General features: G+C 58.9%; 23 protein-coding genes and 1 pseudogene. 7 read left to right on the plus strand and 17 right to left on the minus strand.

Features of this window, described 5'->3' with window-relative positions; genetic code table 11:
- Window positions 1-7 precede the first annotated feature (7 nt).
- Both speF and speFL read right to left on the minus strand, forming a co-directional pair.
- The gene (speF, locus tag AC2CGI_RS13715) at window positions 8-2,170 is read right to left on the minus strand and encodes an ornithine decarboxylase SpeF (RefSeq protein ID WP_044029859.1); all 2,163 of its coding nucleotides are present in this window, start codon (window positions 2,168-2,170) and stop codon (window positions 8-10) included.
- Between the two features lie 273 nt (window positions 2,171-2,443).
- Complete coding sequence (speFL, locus tag AC2CGI_RS13720; protein WP_004933443.1) at window positions 2,444-2,548, minus strand: leader peptide SpeFL; 105 nt, start codon at window positions 2,546-2,548, stop codon at window positions 2,444-2,446.
- 433 nt (window positions 2,549-2,981) lie between these two features.
- On the opposite strand from speFL, the gene AC2CGI_RS13725 reads away from it, so the two are divergent.
- Both AC2CGI_RS13725 and AC2CGI_RS13730 read left to right on the plus strand, forming a co-directional pair.
- Window positions 2,982-3,422, plus strand: coding sequence for a YhbP family protein (locus AC2CGI_RS13725; RefSeq protein WP_015376428.1), 441 nt, complete (start codon window positions 2,982-2,984; stop codon window positions 3,420-3,422).
- Between the two features lie 30 nt (window positions 3,423-3,452).
- The gene (locus tag AC2CGI_RS13730; protein ID WP_076740840.1) at window positions 3,453-4,085 is read left to right on the plus strand and encodes an NAD(P)H-binding protein; all 633 of its coding nucleotides are present in this window, start codon (window positions 3,453-3,455) and stop codon (window positions 4,083-4,085) included.
- Here AC2CGI_RS13730 and phnP read toward each other — a convergent pair.
- The 11 genes from phnP to phnF are packed head-to-tail and all read right to left on the minus strand — an operon-like array spanning window position 4,042 to window position 12,345.
- Window positions 4,042-4,824, minus strand: a complete 783-nt coding sequence (gene phnP / locus AC2CGI_RS13735) for a phosphonate metabolism protein PhnP (RefSeq protein ID WP_075685187.1) — start codon at window positions 4,822-4,824, stop codon at window positions 4,042-4,044. The two genes, AC2CGI_RS13730 and phnP, sit on opposite strands and share 44 nt — an antisense overlap.
- A gap of 12 nt (window positions 4,825-4,836) precedes the next feature.
- Window positions 4,837-5,439, minus strand: coding sequence for a DapH/DapD/GlmU-related protein (locus AC2CGI_RS13740; RefSeq protein WP_076740841.1), 603 nt, complete (start codon window positions 5,437-5,439; stop codon window positions 4,837-4,839).
- Window positions 5,436-6,005: a ribose 1,5-bisphosphokinase gene (gene phnN / locus AC2CGI_RS13745; protein WP_076740842.1), complete on the minus strand. Its 570-nt coding sequence runs from the start codon at window positions 6,003-6,005 to the stop codon at window positions 5,436-5,438. The genes AC2CGI_RS13740 and phnN overlap by 4 nt, the downstream gene beginning before the upstream one ends.
- Entirely contained in the window at window positions 6,005-7,141 is a 1,137-nt protein-coding gene (gene phnM, locus AC2CGI_RS13750) for an alpha-D-ribose 1-methylphosphonate 5-triphosphate diphosphatase (RefSeq protein ID WP_004933428.1), read from the minus strand. The genes phnN and phnM overlap by 1 nt, the downstream gene beginning before the upstream one ends.
- Window positions 7,141-7,845: a phosphonate C-P lyase system protein PhnL gene (phnL, locus tag AC2CGI_RS13755; RefSeq protein WP_019453319.1), complete on the minus strand. Its 705-nt coding sequence runs from the start codon at window positions 7,843-7,845 to the stop codon at window positions 7,141-7,143. Before phnL ends, phnM begins: the two co-directional genes overlap by 1 nt.
- A gap of 16 nt (window positions 7,846-7,861) precedes the next feature.
- Window positions 7,862-8,650, minus strand: coding sequence for a phosphonate C-P lyase system protein PhnK (phnK, locus tag AC2CGI_RS13760; RefSeq protein WP_060444784.1), 789 nt, complete (start codon window positions 8,648-8,650; stop codon window positions 7,862-7,864).
- Window positions 8,650-9,510 (minus strand): alpha-D-ribose 1-methylphosphonate 5-phosphate C-P-lyase PhnJ, encoded by an 861-nt coding sequence (locus tag AC2CGI_RS13765; RefSeq protein WP_076740843.1) that lies wholly within the window; start codon window positions 9,508-9,510, stop codon window positions 8,650-8,652. The genes phnK and AC2CGI_RS13765 overlap by 1 nt, the downstream gene beginning before the upstream one ends.
- On the minus strand, window positions 9,503-10,588 hold the full coding sequence (locus AC2CGI_RS13770) for a carbon-phosphorus lyase complex subunit (RefSeq protein ID WP_076740844.1): 1,086 nt from the start codon (window positions 10,586-10,588) through the stop codon (window positions 9,503-9,505). Before AC2CGI_RS13770 ends, AC2CGI_RS13765 begins: the two co-directional genes overlap by 8 nt.
- Window positions 10,588-11,169, minus strand: a complete 582-nt coding sequence (gene phnH, locus AC2CGI_RS13775; RefSeq protein WP_015376437.1) for a phosphonate C-P lyase system protein PhnH — start codon at window positions 11,167-11,169, stop codon at window positions 10,588-10,590. The genes AC2CGI_RS13770 and phnH overlap by 1 nt, the downstream gene beginning before the upstream one ends.
- Window positions 11,170-11,172: 3 nt before the next feature.
- The gene (phnG, locus tag AC2CGI_RS13780) at window positions 11,173-11,616 is read right to left on the minus strand and encodes a phosphonate C-P lyase system protein PhnG (RefSeq protein WP_016929298.1); all 444 of its coding nucleotides are present in this window, start codon (window positions 11,614-11,616) and stop codon (window positions 11,173-11,175) included.
- Window positions 11,617-12,345: a phosphonate metabolism transcriptional regulator PhnF gene (gene phnF, locus AC2CGI_RS13785; protein ID WP_076740845.1), complete on the minus strand. Its 729-nt coding sequence runs from the start codon at window positions 12,343-12,345 to the stop codon at window positions 11,617-11,619.
- A gap of 227 nt (window positions 12,346-12,572) precedes the next feature.
- Here phnF and AC2CGI_RS13790 point away from each other — a divergent pair, with 227 nt between their 5' ends.
- The 4 genes and pseudogenes from AC2CGI_RS13790 to AC2CGI_RS13805 all read left to right on the plus strand — a co-directional run bounded on the left by AC2CGI_RS13790 (window position 12,573) and on the right by AC2CGI_RS13805 (window position 15,006).
- Window positions 12,573-13,628: a permease gene (locus AC2CGI_RS13790; protein ID WP_076740846.1), complete on the plus strand. Its 1,056-nt coding sequence runs from the start codon at window positions 12,573-12,575 to the stop codon at window positions 13,626-13,628.
- A 34-nt stretch (window positions 13,629-13,662) separates the two neighbouring features.
- A complete protein-coding gene (locus AC2CGI_RS13795) occupies window positions 13,663-13,854 on the plus strand; it encodes a hypothetical protein (RefSeq protein WP_242517232.1) in 192 nt (63 codons plus the stop codon).
- A gap of 75 nt (window positions 13,855-13,929) precedes the next feature.
- Window positions 13,930-14,169, plus strand: a pseudogene (locus AC2CGI_RS13800) (type II toxin-antitoxin system PemK/MazF family toxin); the annotation flags it as partial.
- A gap of 255 nt (window positions 14,170-14,424) precedes the next feature.
- Complete coding sequence (locus tag AC2CGI_RS13805) at window positions 14,425-15,006, plus strand: poly-gamma-glutamate hydrolase family protein (protein WP_076740956.1); 582 nt, start codon at window positions 14,425-14,427, stop codon at window positions 15,004-15,006.
- A 467-nt stretch (window positions 15,007-15,473) separates the two neighbouring features.
- Here AC2CGI_RS13805 and AC2CGI_RS13810 read toward each other — a convergent pair whose 3' ends face one another.
- Complete coding sequence (locus AC2CGI_RS13810; RefSeq protein ID WP_076740848.1) at window positions 15,474-16,052, minus strand: hypothetical protein; 579 nt, start codon at window positions 16,050-16,052, stop codon at window positions 15,474-15,476.
- Between the two features lie 259 nt (window positions 16,053-16,311).
- On the opposite strand from AC2CGI_RS13810, the gene AC2CGI_RS13815 reads away from it, so the two are divergent.
- Entirely contained in the window at window positions 16,312-18,924 is a 2,613-nt protein-coding gene (locus AC2CGI_RS13815; protein WP_242517231.1) for an AAA family ATPase, read from the plus strand.
- Window positions 18,925-19,121: 197 nt separating this feature from the next.
- On the opposite strand, the gene nrdG is transcribed toward AC2CGI_RS13815, so the two are convergent.
- From nrdG to AC2CGI_RS13830, 3 genes are all read right to left on the minus strand, one after another.
- Entirely contained in the window at window positions 19,122-19,586 is a 465-nt protein-coding gene (nrdG, locus tag AC2CGI_RS13820) for an anaerobic ribonucleoside-triphosphate reductase-activating protein (RefSeq protein ID WP_076740850.1), read from the minus strand.
- A 168-nt stretch (window positions 19,587-19,754) separates the two neighbouring features.
- Window positions 19,755-21,893 carry an anaerobic ribonucleoside-triphosphate reductase gene (nrdD, locus tag AC2CGI_RS13825; RefSeq protein ID WP_076740851.1) on the minus strand — a complete coding sequence of 713 codons (2,139 nt, stop codon included), beginning with the start codon at window positions 21,891-21,893 and terminating at the stop codon, window positions 19,755-19,757.
- A 244-nt stretch (window positions 21,894-22,137) separates the two neighbouring features.
- Window positions 22,138-23,052, minus strand: coding sequence for a LysR family transcriptional regulator (locus tag AC2CGI_RS13830; protein WP_076740852.1), 915 nt, complete (start codon window positions 23,050-23,052; stop codon window positions 22,138-22,140).
- Window positions 23,053-23,110 lie beyond the last annotated feature (58 nt).

Consider the following 23,110-nt stretch of genomic DNA (forward strand, 5'->3'; position numbering starts at 1 on the left):
AAGGTGATTAATTTTTCATGACGTAGCCGTAAGCGCGGTTCCAGCCGTCCTCATCCTGTTGGATATAAACGCCCTGCAATTCCGGCGCGAATCCCGGCAATAAATTGATGCCTTCTTCCAGTGCCAGGAAATAACGCTGCGCGGCGCCACCCCAAATTTCGCCGGGCACCACGCACAGCACGCCTGGTGGGTAAGGCAGGGCGCCTTCGGCGGCGATGCGGCCCTCGGCCTTGGCCAGCGACACCAATTCCACATTGCCGCGCACGAACTCGGTATTGGCGTCCTGCGGGTTCATCACCACGCGTGGGAAATAGCTTTTGCGGAACATCTCTTTTTGCAGTTCTTTAACGTCATAGCTGACGTAAAGGTCGTGCATTTCCTGGCACAGCTGGCGGATGGTGTAGTTTTTGTAGCGCTGCTGGTGGTTTTTATAGACCGCAGGCAGCACCTCGCTGAGCAATGAGTTTTGCTCGATGTGCTTCTCGAAGCGGGCGATCAGGGCCACCAGATGCTGCATCTTGGCGATGTCTTCCGCCGGCGTCAGCAGGAACAAGATCGAGTTGAGATCGCATTTTTCCGGCACGATGCCGTTTTCACGCAGGTAGTTGGCCAGAATGGTCGCCGGGATGCCGAACTCGCTGTAGCTGCCGGTGGCGGTATCGATGCCCGGCGTGGTGAGCAGCAGTTTGCACGGATCGACGAAGTACTGCGACTCGGCATAGCCCTCAAAGGCGTGCCACTTCTCGCCGGGCACGAAGTTGAAGAAGCGTAGATCGTTGGCCATCGCCGCGGTGTCATAGGCCTGCCACGGTTTGCCGTCGATCTGATCCGGCACGAACGGTTTGATCATCGTGCAGGTATCCAGCAGCATTTTGCGCGCTTCGATACCCACGCGCACGCACTCCTGCCACAGGCGCTGGCCGCTTTTGCCCTCGTGCATCTTGGCGTTGACGTCCAGCGCGGCGAACAGCGGGTAGAACGGGCTGGTGGAGGCGTGCAGCATAAAGGCGTTGTTGAAGCGCTTGTGGTTGCAGTAGCGGCTCTGCCCCTTGATGTGCTTGTCTTTTTTGTGGATCTGCGAGGTCTGCGAGAAACCGGCCTGCTGTTTGTGCACCGACTGGGTGACGATGATGCCGGGATCGTTTTCGTTCAGTTCCAGCAGCAGCGGCGAGCAGTCTTTCATCATCGGAATGAACTGCTCATAGCCCACCCAGGCGGAGTCGAACAGGATGTAGTCGCACAGGTGGCCAATTTTGTCGACCACCTGACGGGCGTTGTAGATGGTGCCGTCGTAGGTGCCGAGCTGGATGATCGCCAGGCGGAACGGGCGAGCCTCGTTGGCGCGTTCCGGCGCCACTTCGCGGATCTGTTGGCGCAGGTAGCGTTCGTCGAAGCAGTGCGCGTCGATGCCGCCGATAAAGCCGAACGGGTTACGGGCGGTTTCCAGATAAACCGGCGTAGCGCCGGCCTGGATCAACGCGCCGTGGTGGTTGGATTTATGGTTGTTGCGGTCGAACAGCACCAGGTCGCCGCGCGTCAGCAGGGCGTTGGTCGCCACCTTGTTCGAGGCCGAGGTGCCGTTGAGCACGAAGTAGGTCTTGTCGGCGTTGAACACCTTGGCGGCGTGCTGCTGCGCGGCGCAAGGCGCGCCTTCGTGGATCAACAGGTCGCCCAGTTTGACGTCGGCGTTGCACATGTCGGAGCGGAAAATCGTTTCGCCGTAGAAGTCGAAGAACTGGCGGCCCGCCGGGTGTTTGCGGAAGAACTCGCCGCCCTGGTGGCCGGGGCAGGCGAAAGTGGCGTTACCCATTTCTACGTATTGCGTCAGCGTGTTGAAGAATGGCGGCAGTAGCTCGCTCTCATATTTGGCGGCGGCGGCCTCCAGCTGTTTGCCGTAGAACTGGGTATTCTTGCCGCACAGTTCAAACACGCCGTGCAGCGCCGGCAGTACGGCGTTATCCAGCTCTTCTTCGCAGCAGACGGCGACGAACAGCGGAATGTTCAGGCCGTGTTCTTCGATGCGCGCCACCATGCCTTGCGCGACGTCGTCTACCGACAGCACGATGGCGGCGACGTCATTGAAATCGCTGTGATGCACATCGACGATGTCGCGTTCAGTTTCAAAGCAGCCGAGGGTTTGGGTGTTGGCGGCAATTTTTAATTTTTTCATTTTTCTCATTCTTCAGGCAAAGGCATTCCGCCGGCAAATAATTTCATTTGCCGCTAACGCCTTCACGAAAATAAAGGTGTGCGAGAACCCAGTGATGCCGAAAGGCATTAACTGTGTTCGCTGTTTTATTTATATTGGATGCGCTTGGCCGAAATTAAAAATGTATTGCGCGCCCTTCCCGCTTAGCGAGAAAAAGACATTATCACCGGAGTGCGGAGAATAAAGTGAAACGCAAAGACACTCTTAACAACGGCGTAAGAGCGAAGGGGAGGGTTATCTGTAGTTGAAGAATGCGAAGCTAAAGCAGCTGCGATGAGCCATCATCATAATATGGGTTGTACGCCTGATGTGCGCCATTTTTCGGTTATTGTTTTCCATTTTCTAATCCACCTTGCTGAGTGAAAAGATGGCGCTATTTTAGCGCAAGATGCACTAAAAATTGTGATGAGAATCACATAAATGCCGGTTTTGATAAATAACTATTCACCGGTTATGCAATGTGTTGCATAAGTATCATCCAGACGCAGAGGTTGGCATGTAAATGAATTGCTAATGTTCGCGGGCCTTGAGCGCTTAATTTTGATGCCGCCCGAGAAGGAATAAAAAAAGCGGTCAAATAACCGGCTGCATAACGATCAAATAAATCCGCATTGTGTTATTTATGTTATCAATCTGCTTTATGCTGGATTGGGTAAAAATTCAAATATAATGGTTTTGTATTCACATGCGATTTTTGATGATTATCGTTATTTGTGACTCGCCTCAACAACGCAGGGTAAGATGAAGTGAGTGAACAGGGAGGCGAGTAACCTTGAATACCCCAGAACAACGGCAGCAGATTGCGGATTTTATCGGTAAACAACACGTCTTGACGCTGTGCGCCGGCGACGGCCTCGACATGTGGTGTGCCAACTGTTTTTACGTGTTCGACGCCGCGACGATGGCGCTGTGGCTGATGACCGAACCGCACACCCGCCACGGCGGGCTGATGCTGAACAACGGCCGGGTGGTCGGCACCATCGCGCCGAAGCCGAAAAGCATCGCGCTGATCCGCGGCGTGCAGTACCGCGCCGAGGCGGTGCTGCTGAGCGGCGAAGAGGCCGAGGCGGCGCGCGCACGTTACTGCAAGCGTTTCCCGATCGCCAGGGCGATGAAGGCCTCGGTTTGGCGGCTGGATCTGCACGAGGTGAAGATGACCGACAACACCCTCGGCTTCGGCAAGAAGCTGCACTGGGCGCGGTCTATACTTTAAGTCGACGTATTGATTACAACGGGAGATCGCATGGCGCGAGCACTGTTAGTCGGCGCAACCGGGCTGGTGGGGCGCGAGTTGTTGCAGCTGTTGCAAAGCGATCCGCAGATAACGGCCATCGTGGCGCCGACGCGCACGCCGCTGCCGCCGCACGGCAAGCTGACCAATCCGGTCGGCGATGCGCTGTTCGAGCTGCTGAGTAGCCTGCAGCAGCCGGTCGATCTGGTGTTCTGCTGCCTGGGCACCACCCGCCGGGCGGCGGGCAGCGCCGATGCCTTCCGCTACGTCGATTACCAACTGGTGGTGGAGAGCGCGCTGACCGGCCGCCGGTTGGGGGCGCAGCACTGTCTGGTGGTGAGCGCGTTGGGTGCCAATGCGCATTCCACCTTCCTGTATAACCGCACCAAAGGCGAGATGGAGCAGGCGCTGCGCGAACAGCGCTGGCCGCGCCTGACGCTGGTGCGGCCTTCCATGCTGGTGGGGGATCGCCCGGCGCCGCGCCTGATGGAGCGCCTTACGCTGCCGTTGTTCAGGCTGCTGCCCGGCAAATGGCGCGCGGTCGCCGCCAAAGACGTGGCGCAAACGCTGCTGCAACAGGCGTTCACGCCGGGTGAAGGGGTCAGGGTGCTGGAATCGGACCGGCTGCACTGCTACCGAGACTGACGCTGAGGTGGTCGAACGCCAGCTCCAGCCCGGCGGGCAGTTCGTGGTCCAGCAGCCACAGATCGAGATGGTGGCTGATGTGCGTCAGCAGCGTGCGTTTGGGCTGCAGCAAGCGCTGCGTCTCCTGCGCGCGGGTCAGATCGTTGTGGTTGCGTGGCGCCTGCGGCTGAGGCGGCAGGCTGCAGTCGAGCACCAGCAGATCCAGCGCCACGTTCTGCAGATAGCCGGCGGTGGCCGGCGGCAGGCCGACGGTGTCGGTCAGGTAGGCCAGCGCAGCGCCCGCCGCCTGGATCAGATAGCCGTGGGTCAGTTTGGAGTGTTGCAGCGGCAGCGGGGTGATGCGCATGCCGCCCAGTTCGACGGTGGCGAAGGGCGCCAGCGGCGGCTGAAACGCCAAAATGCCGGGGTGTTTGAACAGGTCGTCGCAGCCCTGTTCATCCGGCGGGCCATATACCGGAATGGAATTTCCGCACCCCCAACGCAAAGGAAATAACCCCTGAACGTGATCCATGTGGTAATGTGTCAGTAAAAAACGTTGAATTTGCCCCGCCGAAAATCGCCGCTCCAAAGCCGGTAATCCCGCATCCAATAAGGTCGTTTCCCCCTGATAGTTGAGCATGGCGCTGCACGCTCGCCGCCGAAATGCCGGCTCGCGCCGCGCCCGTTGGCAGATAGGGCAGTCGCAGCCGAACACCGGCACCTGCTGCGCGCCGCCGGTGCCGAGAAAGGTCAGTTGCATCGCTCCCCTCCGTTAAAGGTACTTCTGCGCAAAGCGGTTAATGTCGCGAAAATCCGCCAGCCGCGCCTGCAGCGTGGCGTGATCCCAGTGCCACCACTGGCTGCGTTCGATACGCTCGATCAGCTCGTCGTCAAAGCGCATGCCGATCTTCTTGGCCGCCACGCCGGCGACGATGCTGTAGGGCTCCACGTCTTTGGTGACCACCGCCGCGCTGCCGATCACCGCGCCGTTGCCGACGCTGACGCCCGGCATCAGGATGGCGTTATGGCCGATCCACACGTCGTGGCCGACGGTGACGTGGTGCTCGCGCCGCCAGTCGAAGAACGCCGCGTCATCTTCCCCCAGCCCGTATTCGGAAGCGCGGTAGGTGAAGTGGTGCTGCGCGATGCGCTGGTAGGTCGGGTGGTTGCCGGGATTGATGCGCGCATAGGAGGCGATGGAGACGAACTTGCCGATAGTGGCGTAAAAGATCTGGTTGTGCCCGGCGGTGTAGGAGTAGTCCCCCATCTCCACCTCTTCCAGGATCGCATCGTCGGCTAGGTGCACATACTGGCCGAGCCGGGTGCGGTTAAGGGTCACGTTGTCGCCGATTTTCGGCTGGGCGAAGTCGTTCATGGCGTCGCGTCCTGAGTTTGTCGGGTAGAGGTCGGCAGCAGCGCCAGCAGCGCCGCCAGGGTGTCGTCGAGTGGGCCGTCGTTGTGCAGCACCCGGCAGCCGGCGGGCAGGCTCTGCTGATATTCCGCCGCCCGCGCCAGCCGCTGCTCGATCTGTTCGGCGCTTTCCCGCCCGCGATCCTGCAGGCGCTGGCGCAGGATCGCGGCTCTGACCTGCAGGCACACCGGCAGCAGCTGCGCCCCGTAGCGCTGCTGCGCCTGCGGCAGGTGGGCGCGCGAACCGTTGACCGCCACGTCGATCCCCTGCAGCAGCCAAAGATCCACTTCGATCCCGAACGCGTAGCGCTGCTGGTGGGCCTGCCAGTCGAGCGCGAACAGCCCCTTGGCGCGGCGGCGCAGAAATTCGGGTTCGCTCAGCGCAATATGATTCTCGCAGCCGGCGTCCGCCGGCCGGGTGATATAGCGGTGCGCCACCAGCGGCGCGCGGTCGGCGTCGGCCCGCAGCGCGGCCAGCAGGCTGTCCTTGCCTGCGCCGGAAGGCCCCATCAGATAGATGAGCCGCGCCATCAGAACACCTGCCTGCCCTGACGCCACACGTTCTGCACATAAACGTGCTCGCCGTGCGGCCGTGCCAGCACCAGATCCGCCCGTAATCCTTCGGCGATGGTACCGCGATCCTGCAGATCCAGCGCCCGCGCCGGGTTGCGGGTGATCATACGCACCGCCTGGGGCAGATCGTAGGCGTTGCGCTCGTCCGCCGCGAGGCGAAACGCCGCGTCCAGCAGGCTGGCCGGGTAATAATCGGAAGAGAGAATATCCAGCACCCCCAGCGCCGCCAGGTGGTGCGCCGCCACGTTGCCGGAGTGGGAACCGCCGCGCACGATGTTTGGCGCGCCCATCAGCACCTGCAGGCCCTGCTGGTGCGAGGCGCGGGCGGCCGCCTCGGTGGTGGGGAACTCGGCGATGGCGCTGCCCAGCGCGCAGGATTCGGCCACGTGCGCGGCGGTGGCGTCGTCATGGCTGGCCAGCGAGATGCGGCGCGCGCGGCAGTGGGCGGCGATCGCCTCGCGGTTCGGCGCGGCCCAGCGGGCGGACAGGGCGACCTGCTGCTCCTCGTACTCGCTCATCTGCTGGTCGTTGAGGTGGTATTTGCCCTGATAATATTCGCGATACTTTTCGCGCGAGGCGAACTGGCGCTGGCCCGGCGAATGGTCCATCAGCGACACCAGCGACACGCCCGGCTTGTCCATCAGCTGTTCGAACAGCGGCAGGGTGCTCTCGTGCGGCAGCTCGCAGCGCAGGTGCAGCCGATGCTCGGCGCGGTTCACCCCGGCGCGCTGGCTGTGGATCACCGCATCGATCATCTTCTGCAGGTTTTCCAGCCGGTGGCCGCCGTCGCGCACGTCGCCGATCGCCACTGCGTCCAGCACCGTGGTGATGCCGTTGGCCACCATCAGCGCATCGTGGCTGCTCATCGCCGAATGGGCCGGCCAGTCGACGTTCGGGCGCGGGGTGAAAAACTTGTCCAGGTTGTCGGTATGCAGCTCGATCAGCCCCGGCAGCAGCCAGCCGCCGTCGCCGTCCAGCGCCTGCGGCAGCCGGCTCGGGCCGTCGGCGAAGCTGCGGATCACGCCGTCCTGCATCTCAAGCGAGCCTTGCACCACCTGGTCATCCAGCACCAGCTTAACGTTATTGACGATCATCAGAGGGCCTCCAGCGCCTGCGGCGCCTGCATGTCATAAAGCCGGTCGGCGACCTGTCGGCGGACGCCTTCATCGTGAAAAATGCCGACGATCGCCGCGCCGCGCGCCTTGGCGCGTTCGATAAGCTGCACCACCGCCGCGCTGTTGCGGCTGTCGAGCGAGGCGGTCGGTTCATCCAGCAACAGGATCGGGTAATCGACGATAAAGCCGCGCGCGATGTTCACCCGCTGCTGCTCGCCGCCGGAGAAGGTGGACGGCGCCAGCGGCCACAGGCGCTGCGGCACGTTGAGCGCAGCGAGCAGCGCTTCGGCGCGTTCGCGGCATTCGGCGCGCTCGACGCCCTGTTCCAGCAGCGGCTGCATCACCACCTCCAGCGCGCTGATGCGTGGGATCACCCGCAGGAACTGGCTGACCCAGCCCAGCGTATGGCGGCGCACGGCCAGAATCTGGCGCGCGTCGGCGCTGACCATGTCCAGCCAGTCGCCCTGGTGGTTGATCCAGATATGGCCGCTGTCCGGCAGGTAGTTGGCGTACAGCGAGCGCAGCAGGGTGGATTTGCCGCTGCCGGAGTGGCCGTGCAGCACCACGCATTCGCCGCCGTGGACCGTCAGGTTGGCGTCGTGCAGCACCGGCAGGCGGGTGCCGTACTGCTGATGCAGCACAAAGGTTTTACTGAGATGTTCAACTCGGATTTGCATAGTCATCTGTTATCGCCTTGGGTTACGACAGCACCGAAGAAACCAGCAGCTGGGTGTAGGGGTGGTGCGGATCGTCCAGCACCCGATCGGTCAGGCCGCTCTCCACCACTTCGCCCTGTTTCATCACCAGCAGGCGGTGGGCCAGCAGCCGCGCCACGCCGAGATCGTGGGTGACGATCACCGCCGCCAGCTGCATCTCCACCACCAGGTTGCGCAGCAGATCGAGCAGGCGCGCCTGCACCGACACGTCCAGCCCGCCGGTCGGCTCGTCCATAAACACCAGCTTGGGGTGGGTGACCAGATTGCGGGCGATCTGCAGCCGCTGCTGCATGCCGCCGGAGAAGGTGGTCGGTAGATCGTCGAGGCGCGACAGCGGGATCTCGACGTCTTCCAGCCACTGGCCGGCCTGGCGGCGAATGTCGCCATAGTGGCGCTGGCCGATGGCCATCAGCCGCTCGCCGATGTTGCCGCCGGCGGAGACCTGCGGCCGCAGCCCGTCGAGCGGATGCTGGTGCACCACGCCCCAGTCGGTGCGCAGCAGGCGGCGGCGATCGCTCTCCGCCATGGCGTACAGGTCGTGCTCCTGGTCCGCCTGCGGGCGGTAAAGGATCTGCCCGTGCTGCGGCGCCAGCCGCGCCGAGATCGACTTCAGCAGCGTGGTTTTGCCGGAGCCGGATTCGCCGACGATGCCCAGCACTTCACCGGGGTAGATGTCGAACGACACGTCGCTGAAGCCCTTGCCGGGGGCGTACAGGTGGGTGAGCCGGTTCACCGACAGCAGCGGGGTGGTGCTCAAAGGGGTGGAAGTCATCAGTGCTGCGCCTCTTGCGAAGATTGCGCCAGCTGCTGCCGGCAGTAGTCGGTGTCCGAACAGACGAACATGCGGTTGCCCCGATCGTCGAGCACCACCTCGTCGAGATAGCTGTGGCGCGAGCCGCACAGCGCGCAGGGTTCGTCCCACTGCTGCACGCTGAACGGATGGTCGTCGAAGTCCAGGCTCTCCACCTTGGTGAACGGCGGCAGGGCGTAGATGCGTTTCTCGCGCCCGGCGCCGAACAGCTGCAGCGCCGGCATCATGTGCATTTTCGGGTTGTCGAATTTCGGGATCGGCGACGGATCCATCACGTAGCGATCGTTGACCTTCACCGGATAGGCGTAGGTGGTGGCGATATGGCCGTAGCGCGCGATGTCCTCATACAGCTTCACCTGCATCACGCCGTACTCCTCCAGCGTGTGCATCTTGCGGGTCTCGGTTTCGCGCGGTTCGATAAAGCGCAACGGCTCCGGGATCGGCACCTGATAGATCAGGATCTGGTCTTCGCGCAGCGCGGTTTCCGGAATGCGGTGGCGGGTTTGGATCAGCGTGGCCTCCGGCGTGCGTTCGGTGGTGGCCACCCCCGCGACGCGCTGGAAGAAGCGGCGGATCGACACCGCGTTGGTGGTGTCGTCGGCCCCTTGGTCTATCACCTTCAGCACGTCGGCGCGGCCGATGACGCTGGCGGTGAGCTGAATGCCGCCGGTGCCCCAACCGTAGGGCATCGGCATCTCGCGGCCGCCGAACGGCACCTGGTAGCCGGGGATCGCCACCGCCTTGAGGATGGCGCGGCGGATCATGCGCTTGGTCTGTTCGTCCAGATAACCGAGGTTATAGCCGGTCAATACTTCACTCATCGCGGGCCTCCTGACGCTCGCTGTATTCCTGTCGCAGCCGCTTGAGCAGCTCCAGTTCGGCCTGGAAGTCGACGTAGTGCGGTAGCTTGAGGTGGGAGACGAAGCCGGCGGCCTCGACGTTGTCGGCGTGGGCCAGCACGAACTCTTCGTCCTGCGCCGGGCCGGCGATGCCTTCGCCGTAGTCCGGGCTCTGCAATGCGCGATCCACCAACGCCATTGCCATCGCCTTGCGTTCGGCGCGGCCGAACACCAGCCCGTAACCGCGGGTGAAGTGCGGCGGATGGTCCTTGGGATCGACGAAGCCGTTGACCATTTCGCACTCGGTCAGCAGGATTTCGCCGATATCGATGGCGAAACCGAGCTCTTCAGGCACGATCTCCACCGAAACGTGGCCGGTGCGGATCTCGCCGGCGAACGGGTGGTTGCGGCCGTAGCCGCGCTGGGTGGCATAGCCGAGCGCCAGCAGAAAACCTTCGTCGCCGCGCACCAGCTGCTGCAGGCGCGCCGAGCGCGAGCAGGGGTAAACCGGCGGGTTGCGGGTGATGTCGTCCGGCGCGCTGCCGTCGTCCTGTTCCTCCCGCGCCAGCTGCTGGCGACACAACAGATCGAACACGTGGCTGCAGTTGTCCGGCAGCGGTTCGTCGGCCTGCGGCGCACGCGGCGCCTCGCCTTCTGCCAGCAGCGCGAAGTCCAGCAGCCGGTGGGTGTAGTCGTAGGTCGGCCCCAGTACCTGCCCGCCGGGCAAGTCCTTGTAAACCGCCGAGATGCGCCGCTCCAGCCGCATGTTTTCGCTGGCCAGCGGCTCGCTGACCGCCAGGCGCGGCAGGGTGGTGCGATAGGCGCGCAGCAGGAAGATCGCCTCTACCAGATCGCCACTGGCCTGTTTGATGGCCAGCGCCGCCAGCTCGCGATCGTAGATACCGCCTTCGGTCATCACCCGATCCACCGCCAGCCCCAGCTGCTGTTCGATTTGTTCCGCGCCGATCGCCGGCAGCGCCTCGTCGCCGCGCCGCAGCTGTTCCTGCAGCTGATGGGCGGCCTCAATGGCTTTTTCGCCCCCTTTTACCGCTACGTACATCAGCACACCTCCACGCGGGTGGTCCGCGGGATCGCCAGCAGGCGATCGCCGCAGGTCAGCAAAATATCCAGCCCCAGCGGGAAGCGCTGCGGACGATTGACCAGATAATCCAGCAGCGCCGGCGGCAGGCGTGGCGCTATCAGGCGTTGCTTCTCGATGCCGGGGCCGGTCAGGCGCAGTGCGGCGCCGTTATCCAGCTCGGCGAGCTGCACGATGACCGTGGCGCCGCATTCCGGCGAGATTTCAGTGCCGTGCGGCAACGCCTGCAGATCGGCGGCCTGAACGTGCTCATCGAACAGGGCAAAGCAGACCTCCTGCGCCGTGGCGGCCAGCGGCGCGCCGCTGTGAAAACGAATGTTTGTTAGCACTTGCTCACTTTTAAGCGCCGCGCACAGCTGCAGCGGCGTTTCCTGATCGGCCAGCGTCAGCAGCGCGGCGGTGCTGGCGGCGTTCAGCGGCGCCCAGGCCGGGCCGGCCGGCAGCGTCACCCGGTGGCCCGGTTCGCTCAAGGCTTTAAGAATCAAACGGAAAGCGTGCTGCGATTGGTCTATCGGTTGTTCAAAACCGGTCAATAAACTCATGGCTTAATCCCCTCGCACCAGCGTAAAGAAGTCCACCCGGCTGGCGGCGATCGCCCGGGCGCGCAGCTGGCGCTGTTCGTGCTGCAGCGCGGCCAGCGGCGCGATCAGCTGTTGTTGCAGGCGTTCGCCGTGTTCCGGCTGTTGCAGCAGCGCATCGGCCAGCGCGCACAGCTCGGCGTGCGCCTTGTCGCGCCCGGCGATATAGCTGTAGCCGTAGCCGCCGTTGTCCAGCTGCACCACCGCGCGGGTGACGGTCATGTCCCCCAGCACGAAGCGGCGGCCGGTGGCGCCCATGCGCCCCTGCAGCTGGGCCAGGCCGATCTCCGGCGCGCGGATGCTGCGGTAACCCGGGCTGAGGTTCAGCGCCTGCCAGTGGCTGCGCAGCTGCTCGGGCCGGCTGTGCGCCAGCACCGACATCCAGCGTTGTCTCGACTCTAAGGCGTGCATTCAGTGCTCCATCGTCAGTTCAATCATGTCGGCGCGGGCCAGGCTGACGGAGTATTCCGCCACGTCTTCGCCGCCGCTGCGGACGTTAAGGGTGCGCACGCACAGCAGCGGCGCGTGGGTGGCGATCTCCAGCAGCCGGCTCTCTTTGGCCTGCGCGCGGCGCGCGCTGATGCGCGTCTGGCGGCGGGTCAGCGGCTGCCGGAGGTGCTGTTCGATAAACTGGTGCAGCGAACCGCTGTGGAACTGCTGCAGCGCCGGCCACCAGTCCAGATCGGGCAGATAGTGGTCGATGACGCTCATCGGCACGCCGTTGACCCGGCGCAGGGTGCGCAGGTGGATCACCATTTCGCCTTCTTCACGCGAGAGTGCGCTGGCGATATGCCCATTGCACGGGCGTAATACAGCGAGTAAGCGCTCACTGGTGGGGTGGCTGCCCTGCTCGAACAGGTTCTGACTGAAGCGGGTGTTGGAGTGCAGCGGGTAGTCATAAGGCCGCATCAGCACCAGAATGCCGACGCCGTGGCGGCGCTGCAGCCAGCCGCGCTCCACCAGCTGATCCACCGCGCGGCGCAGGGTGTGGCGATTGACCTGATAACGCTCGGCCAGCTGCTGTTCTGAAGGCAGGTAGTCGCCACAGCGGTACTGCGTGCGCAGCTCCTGTTCCAGCTGCGCGGCGATCTGCTGATAGCGGGTGGGGTAAGTGGTCGGATGTCTAGATAACTCCATCATAATAAAAACCTCGTCATGCCGATGGCGGTGCGATGAAGGCGGAAGCGGTGCGTTTCATCGGGCGTCTACCCTGTGGTTTTCACGTTGGCATCATGGTGACGGGCGCAGATGACAATCGCGTTACGCCTCGGTGGCGAACAGATGAACTATTTAGGACAGCCCAGGCGTGCACGAGCGGCGGCGGCGCGCTATGCTGGCGCCACTGTTGACTGACTCTGGCCGCTACCATGCCGCAACCTCTGAACGCCCCTGAACACGCCCCACGCGCCTGGCCGCTGTGGAAACCGATCCTGTTTCTGCTGGTGGTGGCCGTCGGCCTCTACTACGTCAAATGGCAGCCTTACTACGGCAAGGCGTTCGTGGCGGCGGACAGCCACTCGATCGGCAAATCGATCCTGGCCGACGGCGCCACGAGCCCCTGGCTGGCGGCCTGGCAGTACGCGCTGGTCTACTTCACCGCGGTGTGGAAGGCGGCGCTGCTCGGGGTGCTATTAGGTTCGCTGGTGCAGGTGCTGATCCCGCGCGATTGGCTGGCGCGCACGCTCGGCCACCGGCGTTTTTCCGGCACCGTGCTGGGGGCGCTGATCGCGCTGCCGGGCATGATGTGCACCTGCTGCGCCGCGCCGGTCGCCGCCGGCATGCGCCGCCAGTCGGTGTCCAGCGGTGCCGCGCTGGCCTTTTGGCTCGCCAACCCGGTATTGAACCCGGCGACGCTGGTGTTTATGGGGTTTGTGCTCGGTTGGCCGTTCGCCGCCATCCGCCTGGTGGCGGGCGTGGTGATGGTGCTGGGCATCGCCTGGCTGGTGCAGCGCGTGACCGCCAACGACCCGCAGCCCGCCGCGCCGCAGCCGCCGCTGATGACGGCGCAGAGCGACGAGCAGCCGTTCCTCGCCCGCTGGGGCAAAGCGCTGTGGGCGCTGTTTTGGTCGACCATCCCGATCTACGTATTGGCGGTGCTGGCGCTAGGCGCGGCGCGGGTCTGGCTGTTCCCGCACGCTGACGGCGCCGTCGACAATAGCCTGCTGTGGATCATCGCGCTGGCGATCGTCGGCTGCCTGTTCGTTATCCCCACCGCAGCAGAAATCCCGATCGTGCAGACCATGATGCTGGCGGGCATGGGCGCCGGCCCGGCGCTGGCGCTGTTGATGACCCTGCCAGCGGTCAGCCTGCCTTCGCTGCTGATGCTCAACAAGGCCTTCTCCGCCCGGGCGCTGTGCCTGACGGCGGCGCTGGTGGCGCTGTGCGGCGTACTGACCGGCGTGGTGGGGATGGGATTGGTGTAACGGATTCGTGACCCGATGCTGTCTCAAGGAGGAGATGGAAATGGAACAGCGGAATAAACCTGAAATGGACATAGAGGTGATGTTGCAGGAGCAGGCGCTGCGTGAAAGGGTGGATGCCACCCTTGAACGTTTAAGAAACGGCACCGCGGTTTATATAAGCCATTCAGAGGCAGAAAAACGAATGGCTATATTCAAAGCGAAAATTCGGGAACGTTATCGAGGATGATGTTGAGCTGTGCTAGCTCACAGCTGGACTTACAGTGTCTAAGGTCGCTGTTGGTTGGCTTTGAGCGAAGAGCCGACATCTCAATCCATTGTTGTTCCTGTCACCAGTGACGGAAACTTTGCTCGTGCCGCTGGTTTTACCAGTTTCACTGATGATGCGGGCACTAAAACAACGGGCGTTATTCGCCGTGACCAGCCCAGAACTATTGATATGGAAGTCCGGAACGGCAAGCATCTAGAAAAAATACCTGCGGCTATTATGAATGAAGTGTTGGCCAGACTGAGTTGGGGCTTTGAAAGGGTATTCCGACTGTGAGTTTATTATTTCTCACTTTCCGGTACTTCTTTATACTAAATATGTAGTACTTCCACCAGTATTTGAAGAGTAAGCTCTGATTTGATGGTGTAATATATCTATTTTTAACGATGATGTGTATATTTTAGTTGTGAATGGTTTTTCTTTGCGTTGTTTTTTTCATTTTGCTAGTGGTGGGTGTAAAGTTCAGGTAGTTTCATGGTCATTCAGGGGCTTAGACAGCGGCAATGGCATTTATTTAGGAGACGCTATATCGTGGCAGACAAGTATATGAATTTTCAACAACTTTCATCATCGGAGTCCAGAAGGGCGTATCGAATTGAGCTTCGACAAAATGGCTCATCGATAGCTTTGATTGCTCCTCACGCTGGAAAAATTGAACCTGGCACATCAGAAATTTGTAGATATATTGCTGGAGATGATCTTACCTACTATCTATTTGAAGGAGCTAAGCTAAATAATAATTCTGATCTTCACATTACTAGTTCGCGATTTGATGAACCACAAGGTTTAGCTATAGCTGAATCCGCCCGCTTTGTTGTAACTTTCCATGGGCAGTCGGGTGAAGGATTATTCGTCAATGTTGGTGGTTTAGCAAGAGATCTCTGCCAGGTAGTAATTGAGTCTCTCATTAAAGCCGGATATTTTGCAGAACGGCAAGCTGACCGTTCGCTTCAAGGTTTAGATAAGGACAATATCTGTAATCGTGGATTTTCGAAACAAGGAGTTCAGCTAGAAATATCTCGTGGACTTAGAAATAAGATGATTTCTGATATATCTGAAATGAAGCGTTTCGGTCTTGCAATAAGATCCGCATTACTTCAATGTGGTCAATAATTTGTAATTTCCGCCTCGCCTGGATAAGAAATCGATTAGAGTCTCTCCATCTTACCATGTACTGAAACCCTGCTGTGGATTGTGAGCAATCGCTATAGGGCTGTCGGCAAACCTTCGTTCGTCTGTGAGTTGCCAAAAAATCCATAGCTTTCGGGTGCCAGTGCGGACACGATTCAACCATCTCCAGCATGCCAACACAGGCTATGGCTATCTTGGCGTGATCGATCTCACTAAGCTTGCGGTGATGTACGAAGTTCCTCAGCCTCAATAGCCAATCTATTGAGGCTGCTGTGGGAACTCCATGTCCCGAAAATAGATTGAGAGAGATAGTCTTTAAGTGTATTCGCTCGGACTCGAATTGACAGTTTGCGCGGACAGTGTACAAAAGAATCAGAGCGTTCGCTCTGAGCGAGGAGTGGACATTAACGCTGAGTTAATGGACTGCTGAAAATGGTAACGCTTTTGTGTTAGTGTGTCTTAATCAGAAAGTATACAGGCTTATATTGACTTCCATACATCCTGTAATGTTGAGTTTCTTTTGCATATCGAAAAAAATCTTCAAAAGTCTCTAAATTAAAAATAGCACTATTTCTCACAAGAGATAGAATGTCCTCTTTCTCTAGCAAAAATCCATTTTTTTTCAAACTACTTACTGGGTTTAAATACTCATAATAATTAATTTTGCTAAGATTCACCCATGCGTAATTATTACAATTTGATAAGTCCCAGATATTTACAGCCCTAGGGCAACCAGCTATCACTGGAACCCCTTTTTCTTTCCCTACTTTATTAAAAGTATCTAGTTCTTCATTAATGGTGATATATACTTCACAATCATCAGGGAAATTTATTTTTGGCCTGCGCGGAAACATTACCAGCACATGAAACCGGTCCTCTTTATGAAGATATTTTGAGATATTGCTAAACTCTCGAGATATCCACGGAAACACTGGGGCGATATGGCTATATTGTTCCTGTAAAATGTTTTTGAGCGCTGGTACTAAATAGTATTCAGCACTGTGTTCACTAATGTAACTAGTGGCCATACATTTCCTTGCATTCTAACGCCCCATCCACCGAGATTTTACTCATACCATACACCTGAGAGTTTAACCAGTAATTTTGTTTAACAAATTAACATGGCTATCAAAATCGTGGTGACTCACACTGCCTTGATCCGGGTTTGTTCAACATGAGAGCGGAACTGCGGATATTTGATTCGCAGATCACATGAATACATAAGTTGAAAGTGTATCTTCTATCATTGCCTTACAACGAGAGAAAACGACAAGTCAAAAAGGATTCATGATGCTCAGCAACGAGTTTTTGCGCTTTTTCCAAACTTTAGACGCAGCAGATGTACCCGGCGATGTTAGAAAAATGGCGAACCTAGTGTGGGATAATATGGATAGTATTATCCCGTTAGGTACCGCGCAGGGCCAGCGGATTCGTCGCATCGTCGATCTGGCTCAGTCTTCATGGGATACCCTCAGTCCGGAAGTCCTGCCACTGCTTGAGCAGAACTCCGAACGTGTCCCCACGTTCAGTCGGCTAAAAAGGCTGTCCGTTGGACCGTTCAGAGGATTTGCTAGACAAGAGGAATTTGATCTGGATTCGCGTTTGGTGCTGATTTATGGGCCTAATGGTACCGGGAAGTCCAGTTTCTGCGAAGCACTTGAATATACATTATTGGGTAGCGTTGCTGAGGCTGAAAGTAAACGCTTTCGTAATCAAACCGACTATTTTAAAAATGCATACGTCAATCAGTTTTCTGCGCCTGTGATTACTGGCGTTGGAGCTCAAGGGCATGATGTGGAAATTGAGAATAACGAAGCACTGCATCGCTTTTGCTTTGTTGAAAAAAACCGCATCGACAACTTTTCAAGAATTGCGGCACTAGCCCCGGCAAGGCAGACCGAACTAATTTCAACGTTATTTGGGCTGGATGTATTCAATGATTTTGTCCGAAATTTCACTGCGGAGATTGATGGCAGATACATCGATCTGATAGGCGTAAAAGCCGCTCAACTGGCAGAAAAACGCCGTACACTTGAGGGGGCCATCCAACAACTGGAAGCGGGTAAGACGGATCTTGAAGGACTGGTTTCTGAGGAACAGACGCTGGCTTCTGGCTACCGCGAGGGCCTTTCTTTTCAGCAGATGATGATTGAATTAAAAGGGGATGAGCAAAATATCGGGACCATCCGGCAGCTTGAGGCAGAGTTACAGAAACCTCTTCCGAACAAGAGTCACCTGACCTGTGCGATGTTGAAGGACTTAAGTGGCTCTGTTGAAACTGTATTGGCGGATCTGTATGGCAAACAGAAGCAACTGGCAGAGGCGAGCCTGCAGGTTTCGTTCAAAAGTTTATTCGAAGCAGTCGTCCAGTTACAGAGCTCCAGCCCAGAACAGTGCCCTGCATGCCATACCCCACTCCAGCAAGCTACGAAAAACCCCTACAGTCATGCCAGTGAAGAATTGCTGAAGCTTGAGTTTTTGTCAGCCTTGCAGGGTGAAATAGCTCAGTTGGAACAATCATTCAGCCAGCAGATGTACCGCGTCTCACAAGTTGTCGGCACCTGTTGCCAGTTTCTTCCTCATGAAAATGTTCTCGAAAGGTTCCGAGTAGACAATGGCATCGCTTTGTGGCGTGATCTGCATCAACCAGCAGGCAATGGTGTCACTCCCTGGTCTCTTCTGGAGAAACAGGTGTTGCAGTTGGAAGAAGAAGATAAAAAAACAGAAGCAACTGCTAAATTGCGGGAATCCCGGCAGCGTGATCTTGTGGGGCTGCGTGAGTCAGAACGCCAGATAACAATATTACAGACAAGAAGAAGTACGACAGAAAGGGCCATCGCAGCGGCTGAGTTGTTGATTGGTAACTTTGATACGGAAAACAGGCAGCTTATTGAAGAGGTTGTATTTGAGGAATCCGTTGTAAGAAAGAATAGAGAAATCTCAGGAGCCTATGCCCGGTTCGTATTGCAGTTGAACGCCTATAAAGATGGTTTGCCTCAGCAGTTGGTTGCGAATCTCGGAGACAGCATTGTTACTTTGTACAATGCATTCAACCGTAATGACCCTCCAGGAGAAAAGCTCGCTGGTATCAATCTCCCCCTGATGCAGAATCAGAGGCTGGAGGTGGCATTTCAGAACAATCCAGCGCAATATTTTGATGCTTTACATGTGCTCAGTGAGGGGCATGTTCGCTGCATAGGGTTGGCTATTTTGTTGGCAAAAAACATCAGTGAGCAATGCCCACTTTTGATATTTGATGATCCGGTCAATGCTATCGATGACGATCACAGAGAATCTATTCGAAGAACACTGTTTGAAGACGCCTTCTTTGCAGATAAGCAAATCATCCTAGCCTGCCACGGAGAAGAGTTCTTCAAAGACATACAGAATTTATTGCCAGCGCCAGTGGCTGCACAATCCAGAACTTTCAGTTTTTTACCACGTCTTGACGAATTGCATATCCGAGTGGATTTTAACTGTGCCCCTAGGAACTATATTCTTTCAGCGAGAAGTCATTATGGACGTAATGAAATCAGGGAGGCGCTGACTAAATGCAGGCAGTCACTTGAATCGCTGATGAAGGGGAAAGTCTGGCGTTATGTAAACAAACACGGTGACGGTAACCTCAGTCTTAAACTGAGGTCAGCAACTGCACCTATTGAGCTGCGTAATCTCTCAGATCAATTGAAAAAACAAATTGGTCGTGCCGATTTTAATGACCCAAATAAAAATGCCGTGTTTTCTCCCATCGAGGTTTTGACCGGCTTTAGCGGAGAATCACGTGAATGGCGATACCTCAATAAAGGTACGCATGATGAAAACGACAGGGCAGAATTTGACAGGGCAACTGTAGAAGCCATGATAGGTGCAATCGAGGCGCTCGATCAGGCCGTGGGATAAGATTAGTACTAAATTCCCGTGTGATTTAGTTCTACAGAGATGAAGTGGTCGATAAAAGTTGGCCACTTCATGAAGGAGGCTTTTAAAACCACGTTAGGTCCGCTTCTGGCACAAAGCCGCCTATCAGGTTTAGCTCTGTGCCGTAGCCGTATCATGCCGACTTTGTATTAACGCACGTCGAGACACGAGCTATCAACTCAACGCAACCTATGCACCACCTGGTTGCTGCTGCCGCGCCAAATCAGCGCCGGGTCTTTCAAATCTTGCACGAACTTGCCGTCGATCAGCACGTTGATCCTGTCCACTACCTGCATTTGGTGTGCGTCCAGTTCCGCCAGCCGGTAGCCGGTCCACAGCCAGATATCCTTGCCGGGGCACTCGGCGCGCACCCGTTTCACCAGTTGCAAGATGCTCGGCACGTTGGCCGGGTGCAGCGGATCGCCGCCGGAGAGCGACAGCCCCTGGCGCGGCACGCGCGTATCGTTCAGATCGGCGATGATGCGGTCTTCCAACGCCGGGGTAAACGGCTGGCCGGAGTTGAGCCGCCAGGTGCTTTTGTTGTAGCAGCCGGGGCACTGGTGCACGCAGCCGGCGACAAACAGCGTGCAGCGGGTGCCGGGGCCGTTGACCACGTCGATTGGGTAATACTGGTGATAATTCATGTGAGGTCTGCCCATCAGGCTATTTTACTGGCCATTTTGCCTCCGGGCAGTGCTGCCAATCCTCACGTACTGTGTGTACGCTGCGGTTGGTGCGCGCTGGCCGAAGGCAAACTGGCGGCGACAATCACGCCTGATGAACAGGCTTCTGCCTAGGTTGCACGGCGTTTTTCAGCCGAGCTGCCCATTACCGAGGTGTTTCACCCGGCGTTTCACCTCTTCCTGCTTGCCGGCGTTGAACGGCCGGGCATCGGGGCTGCCGAGATAGCCGCACACCCGGCGGGTGACCGAGACCTTGGCCGAGTCGTGGTTGCCGCATTTCGGGCAGATGAAGCCTTTGCTGGTGCAGGAGAATTCACCGGTGAAGCCGCATTCGTAGCACTCGTCGATCGGCGTGTTGGTGCCGTAGTAAGGCACCCGGCTGTAGCTGTAGTCCCACACGTCTTCCAGCGCCTTCAGGTTGTGCTGCAGGTTCGGGTACTCGCCGTAGCAGATGAAGCCGCCGCTGGCCAACGGCGGGTAGGGCGCTTCGAAGTCCAGCTTGTCGTACGGATTGACCTTCTTCTCCACGTCGAGGTGGAAGCTGTTGGTGTAATAGCCCTTGTCGGTGACGCCCGGCACCACGCCGAAATCGGCGGTGTCCAGCCGGCAGAAGCGATCGCACAGGTTTTCGCTCGGCGTGCTGTAGAGGCTGAAGCCGTAGCCGGTCTCGTCTTTCCAGGCGTCGACGGCGGCGCGCAGCCGTGCGACGATCGCCACCGCTTTGGCGCGCAGCGCCTCGTCGTCATACACGTGGTTTTCGCCGCCGAACAGCGCGTTGATGGTCTCGTGCAGGCCGATATAGCCCAGCGAAATTGAAGCGCGGCCGTTCTTGAAGATATCGGCGATGTTGTCGTCGGCCTTGAGCCGCACGCCGCAGGCGCCTTCCATGTACAAGATTGGCGCCACCCGCGCCTTGATGCCTTCCAGCCGGGCGATGCGCGTCATCAGGGCCTTTTTCGCCAGCTGCAGACGCTGATCCAGCAGCGCCCAGAAGCGCGACTCATCGCCCATCGCCTCCAGCGCGATGCGCGGCAGGTTGAGACTGATGACGCCGATGTTGTTGCGGCCGTCGTGCACCAGCTCGCCGTCCTGCTCGTAGGTGCCGAGGAAGCTGCGGCAGCCCATCGGCGTTTTGAACGAGCCGGTGACCTTCACCACCTGATCGTAGTTGAGGATGTCCGGGTACATGCGCTTGCTGGCGCACTCCAGCGCCAGCTGCTTGATGTCGTAGTTCGGATCGCCGTACTGGTGGTTGAGGCCGTCGCGGATGGCGAACACCAGTTTGGGGAACACGGCGGTCTTGCGGTTTTTGCCCAGCCCGGCGATGCGGTTTTTCAGGATTGAGCGCTGGATCAGGCGCGACTCCCAGCTGGTGCCAAGGCCGAAGCCGAAGGTGACGAACGGCGTCTGGCCATTGGCGGTGTGCAGGGTGTTGACCTCGTACTCCAGCGATTGGAAGGCGTCGTAACACTCTTTCTCGGTGCGCGCCATGGCATAGCCTTTGGCGTCCGGGATCTGCCATTCTTCCGCCACCTGCAGGTGTTTGCGGAAGCTCTCGTCGACGAACGGCGCCAGAATTTCATCGATGCGGTTGATGGTGGTGCCGCCATAAATATGGCTGGCGACCTGAGCGATGATCTGCGCGGTCACGGCGGTGGCGGTAGAGATCGACTTCGGCGGCTCAATCTCGGCGTTGCCCATCTTGAAGCCGTTGGTCAGCATGCCTTTCAGATCGATCAGCATGCAGTTGAACATCGGGAAGAACGGCGAGTAGTCGAGATCGTGGTAGTGAATTTCGCCGCGTTCATGGGCCAGCACCACGTCGCGCGGCAGGATGTGCTGCTTGGCGTAGTGTTTGGCGACGATGCCCGCCAGCAGGTCGCGCTGGGTGGGGATCACCTTGCTGTCCTTGTTGGCGTTCTCATTCAGCAGCGCGCGGTTGCTTTGCTCGACCAGGCCGCGAATTTCCTGGTTCAGGCGGCCGCGCAGCTCGCGCGCCACGTCGCGATCGTGGCGGTATTCGATATAGGCGCGCGCCAGCTGTTTGTACTCGCCGGCCATCAGCTGGTTTTCCACCGCCTGCTGGATCTCGTGGATATCGACGCGCGGCTGTTGCTCCATGCGCTGAGCGACCACGCGGGCGACGGTGGCGCAGTAGTCGGCGTCGACCACGCCCACCGCCAGCGCGGCGCGCTCGATGGCCTGCGCAATGCGCGCTTCGTCAAAAGGTACCTGGCAACCGTCCCGCTTAATCACTACTGGTTTCACGTTGTACTCCTTGTTCCCCGAGGGAGCGTTCATACCCGCCTGACGCGGCGAGCAACCGTCAAATTTCGCTTATCCACAGGGCAAAGCCGCAGCGCGCAAGGGCTGTGGCGACGTGTGGATGATTTTGTGGATAACTACTATATATAGGTGTTCGTAATTCCTAATGCACTATATATAGATATTGGCGCGATTCTTTTGATGTAGAACAAGGAAAACGGAAGAGCGTGCGTAAGCTGAACAGACGTCAATCGCCCGTTGGCCGATCGCGAAAATGTTCCAGCAGAAAGTCGACCCAGACGCGTACCCGCGGCGGCAGATCCGCCGAGGCGTAATAGAGCCACAGCTGCACCGGGCGCGGCCAGCATTGCGCCAGCACCGGCCGCAGCGTGCCTTGCTCGAAGTGCTTTTCAACGTACCAGCGCGCCAGGTTGACGATGCCGAGCCCGGCCAGCGCCGCATCCAGCAACATTTCCGGCCGGCTCACCACCAGCCGGCCGTTCAGATCCAGCGCCAGCGTTTCGCCCTGATGGCGCAGCTGCCATTTGACGTGGCGGCCGTTGCCCGGGTTACGGTGCAGCAGGCAGTCGTGGCGCAGCAGATCGTGCGGCGTTTGCGGTTCACCGCACCGTGCCAGATAGTCCGGCGAGGCCGCCAGCACCATGTGCATCGGGTAGAGCGGGCGGGCCACCAGCCGGCTGTCGGGATCGACCCGGCTGCCGATGCCGACGTCGAAGCCTTCGCCCACCAGGTTCACCACCCGGGCGTCCAGCGACAGATCGAGATCGATCTGCGGATAGCGCGCCAGAAATTGCGGGATCAACGGCATCAGCATCTGGCGGCCGAAGCCGGGGATCATGCTGACGCGCACCACGCCGGCCGGCGCCTGCCGTTCGCCGCCGGCGCTTTCCAGCGTGGCCGCCAACGCCTGCCACAGCGGCGCCACCTGCGCCAGCAGCGCTTTGCCCTCGTCGGTCAGCAGCACGTTGTGGGTGTTGCGCTGAAACAGCCGCAGCGCTAGCTTCTCTTCCAGCGCGCGGATGTTTTTGCTGACCGCCGCCGGCGTCACGCCCAGCTGGCGAGCGGCGGCGGAGAAATTTTGCGCCTGCGCGGCGGCGAGGAAGGCCGGCAGCAGGCGGTGCACGTCAAAGGGCAGCGACATAGTGGTTGATACTTTTGGTTGAAATTGAAGTGACCTTTAACAGCCTACACCCGAAGCG

The organism is Serratia sp. LSHTC3, from assembly GCF_057197125.1.

Bases quoted from the DNA above. Each gene is read 5' to 3' on its own strand.
- speF (WP_044029859.1), bottom strand. From the start codon at position 2,170: ATGAAAAAATTAAAAATTGCCGCCAACACCCAAACCCTCGGCTGCTTT.
- speFL (WP_004933443.1), bottom strand. From the start codon at position 2,548: ATGGAAAACAATAACCGAAAAATGGCGCACATCAGGCGTACAACCCAT.
- AC2CGI_RS13730 (WP_076740840.1), top strand. From the start codon at position 3,453: ATGGCGCGAGCACTGTTAGTCGGCGCAACCGGGCTGGTGGGGCGCGAG.
- phnP (WP_075685187.1), bottom strand. From the start codon at position 4,824: ATGCAACTGACCTTTCTCGGCACCGGCGGCGCGCAGCAGGTGCCGGTG.
- AC2CGI_RS13740 (WP_076740841.1), bottom strand. From the start codon at position 5,439: ATGAACGACTTCGCCCAGCCGAAAATCGGCGACAACGTGACCCTTAAC.
- phnN (WP_076740842.1), bottom strand. From the start codon at position 6,005: ATGGCGCGGCTCATCTATCTGATGGGGCCTTCCGGCGCAGGCAAGGAC.
- phnM (WP_004933428.1), bottom strand. From the start codon at position 7,141: ATGATCGTCAATAACGTTAAGCTGGTGCTGGATGACCAGGTGGTGCAA.
- phnL (WP_019453319.1), bottom strand. From the start codon at position 7,845: ATGACTATGCAAATCCGAGTTGAACATCTCAGTAAAACCTTTGTGCTG.
- phnK (WP_060444784.1), bottom strand. From the start codon at position 8,650: ATGACTTCCACCCCTTTGAGCACCACCCCGCTGCTGTCGGTGAACCGG.
- AC2CGI_RS13765 (WP_076740843.1), bottom strand. From the start codon at position 9,510: ATGAGTGAAGTATTGACCGGCTATAACCTCGGTTATCTGGACGAACAG.
- AC2CGI_RS13770 (WP_076740844.1), bottom strand. From the start codon at position 10,588: ATGTACGTAGCGGTAAAAGGGGGCGAAAAAGCCATTGAGGCCGCCCAT.
- phnH (WP_015376437.1), bottom strand. From the start codon at position 11,169: ATGAGTTTATTGACCGGTTTTGAACAACCGATAGACCAATCGCAGCAC.
- phnG (WP_016929298.1), bottom strand. From the start codon at position 11,616: ATGCACGCCTTAGAGTCGAGACAACGCTGGATGTCGGTGCTGGCGCAC.
- phnF (WP_076740845.1), bottom strand. From the start codon at position 12,345: ATGATGGAGTTATCTAGACATCCGACCACTTACCCCACCCGCTATCAG.
- AC2CGI_RS13790 (WP_076740846.1), top strand. From the start codon at position 12,573: ATGCCGCAACCTCTGAACGCCCCTGAACACGCCCCACGCGCCTGGCCG.
- AC2CGI_RS13795 (WP_242517232.1), top strand. From the start codon at position 13,663: ATGGAAATGGAACAGCGGAATAAACCTGAAATGGACATAGAGGTGATG.
- AC2CGI_RS13810 (WP_076740848.1), bottom strand. From the start codon at position 16,052: ATGGCCACTAGTTACATTAGTGAACACAGTGCTGAATACTATTTAGTA.
- AC2CGI_RS13815 (WP_242517231.1), top strand. From the start codon at position 16,312: ATGATGCTCAGCAACGAGTTTTTGCGCTTTTTCCAAACTTTAGACGCA.
- nrdG (WP_076740850.1), bottom strand. From the start codon at position 19,586: ATGAATTATCACCAGTATTACCCAATCGACGTGGTCAACGGCCCCGGC.
- AC2CGI_RS13830 (WP_076740852.1), bottom strand. From the start codon at position 23,052: ATGTCGCTGCCCTTTGACGTGCACCGCCTGCTGCCGGCCTTCCTCGCC.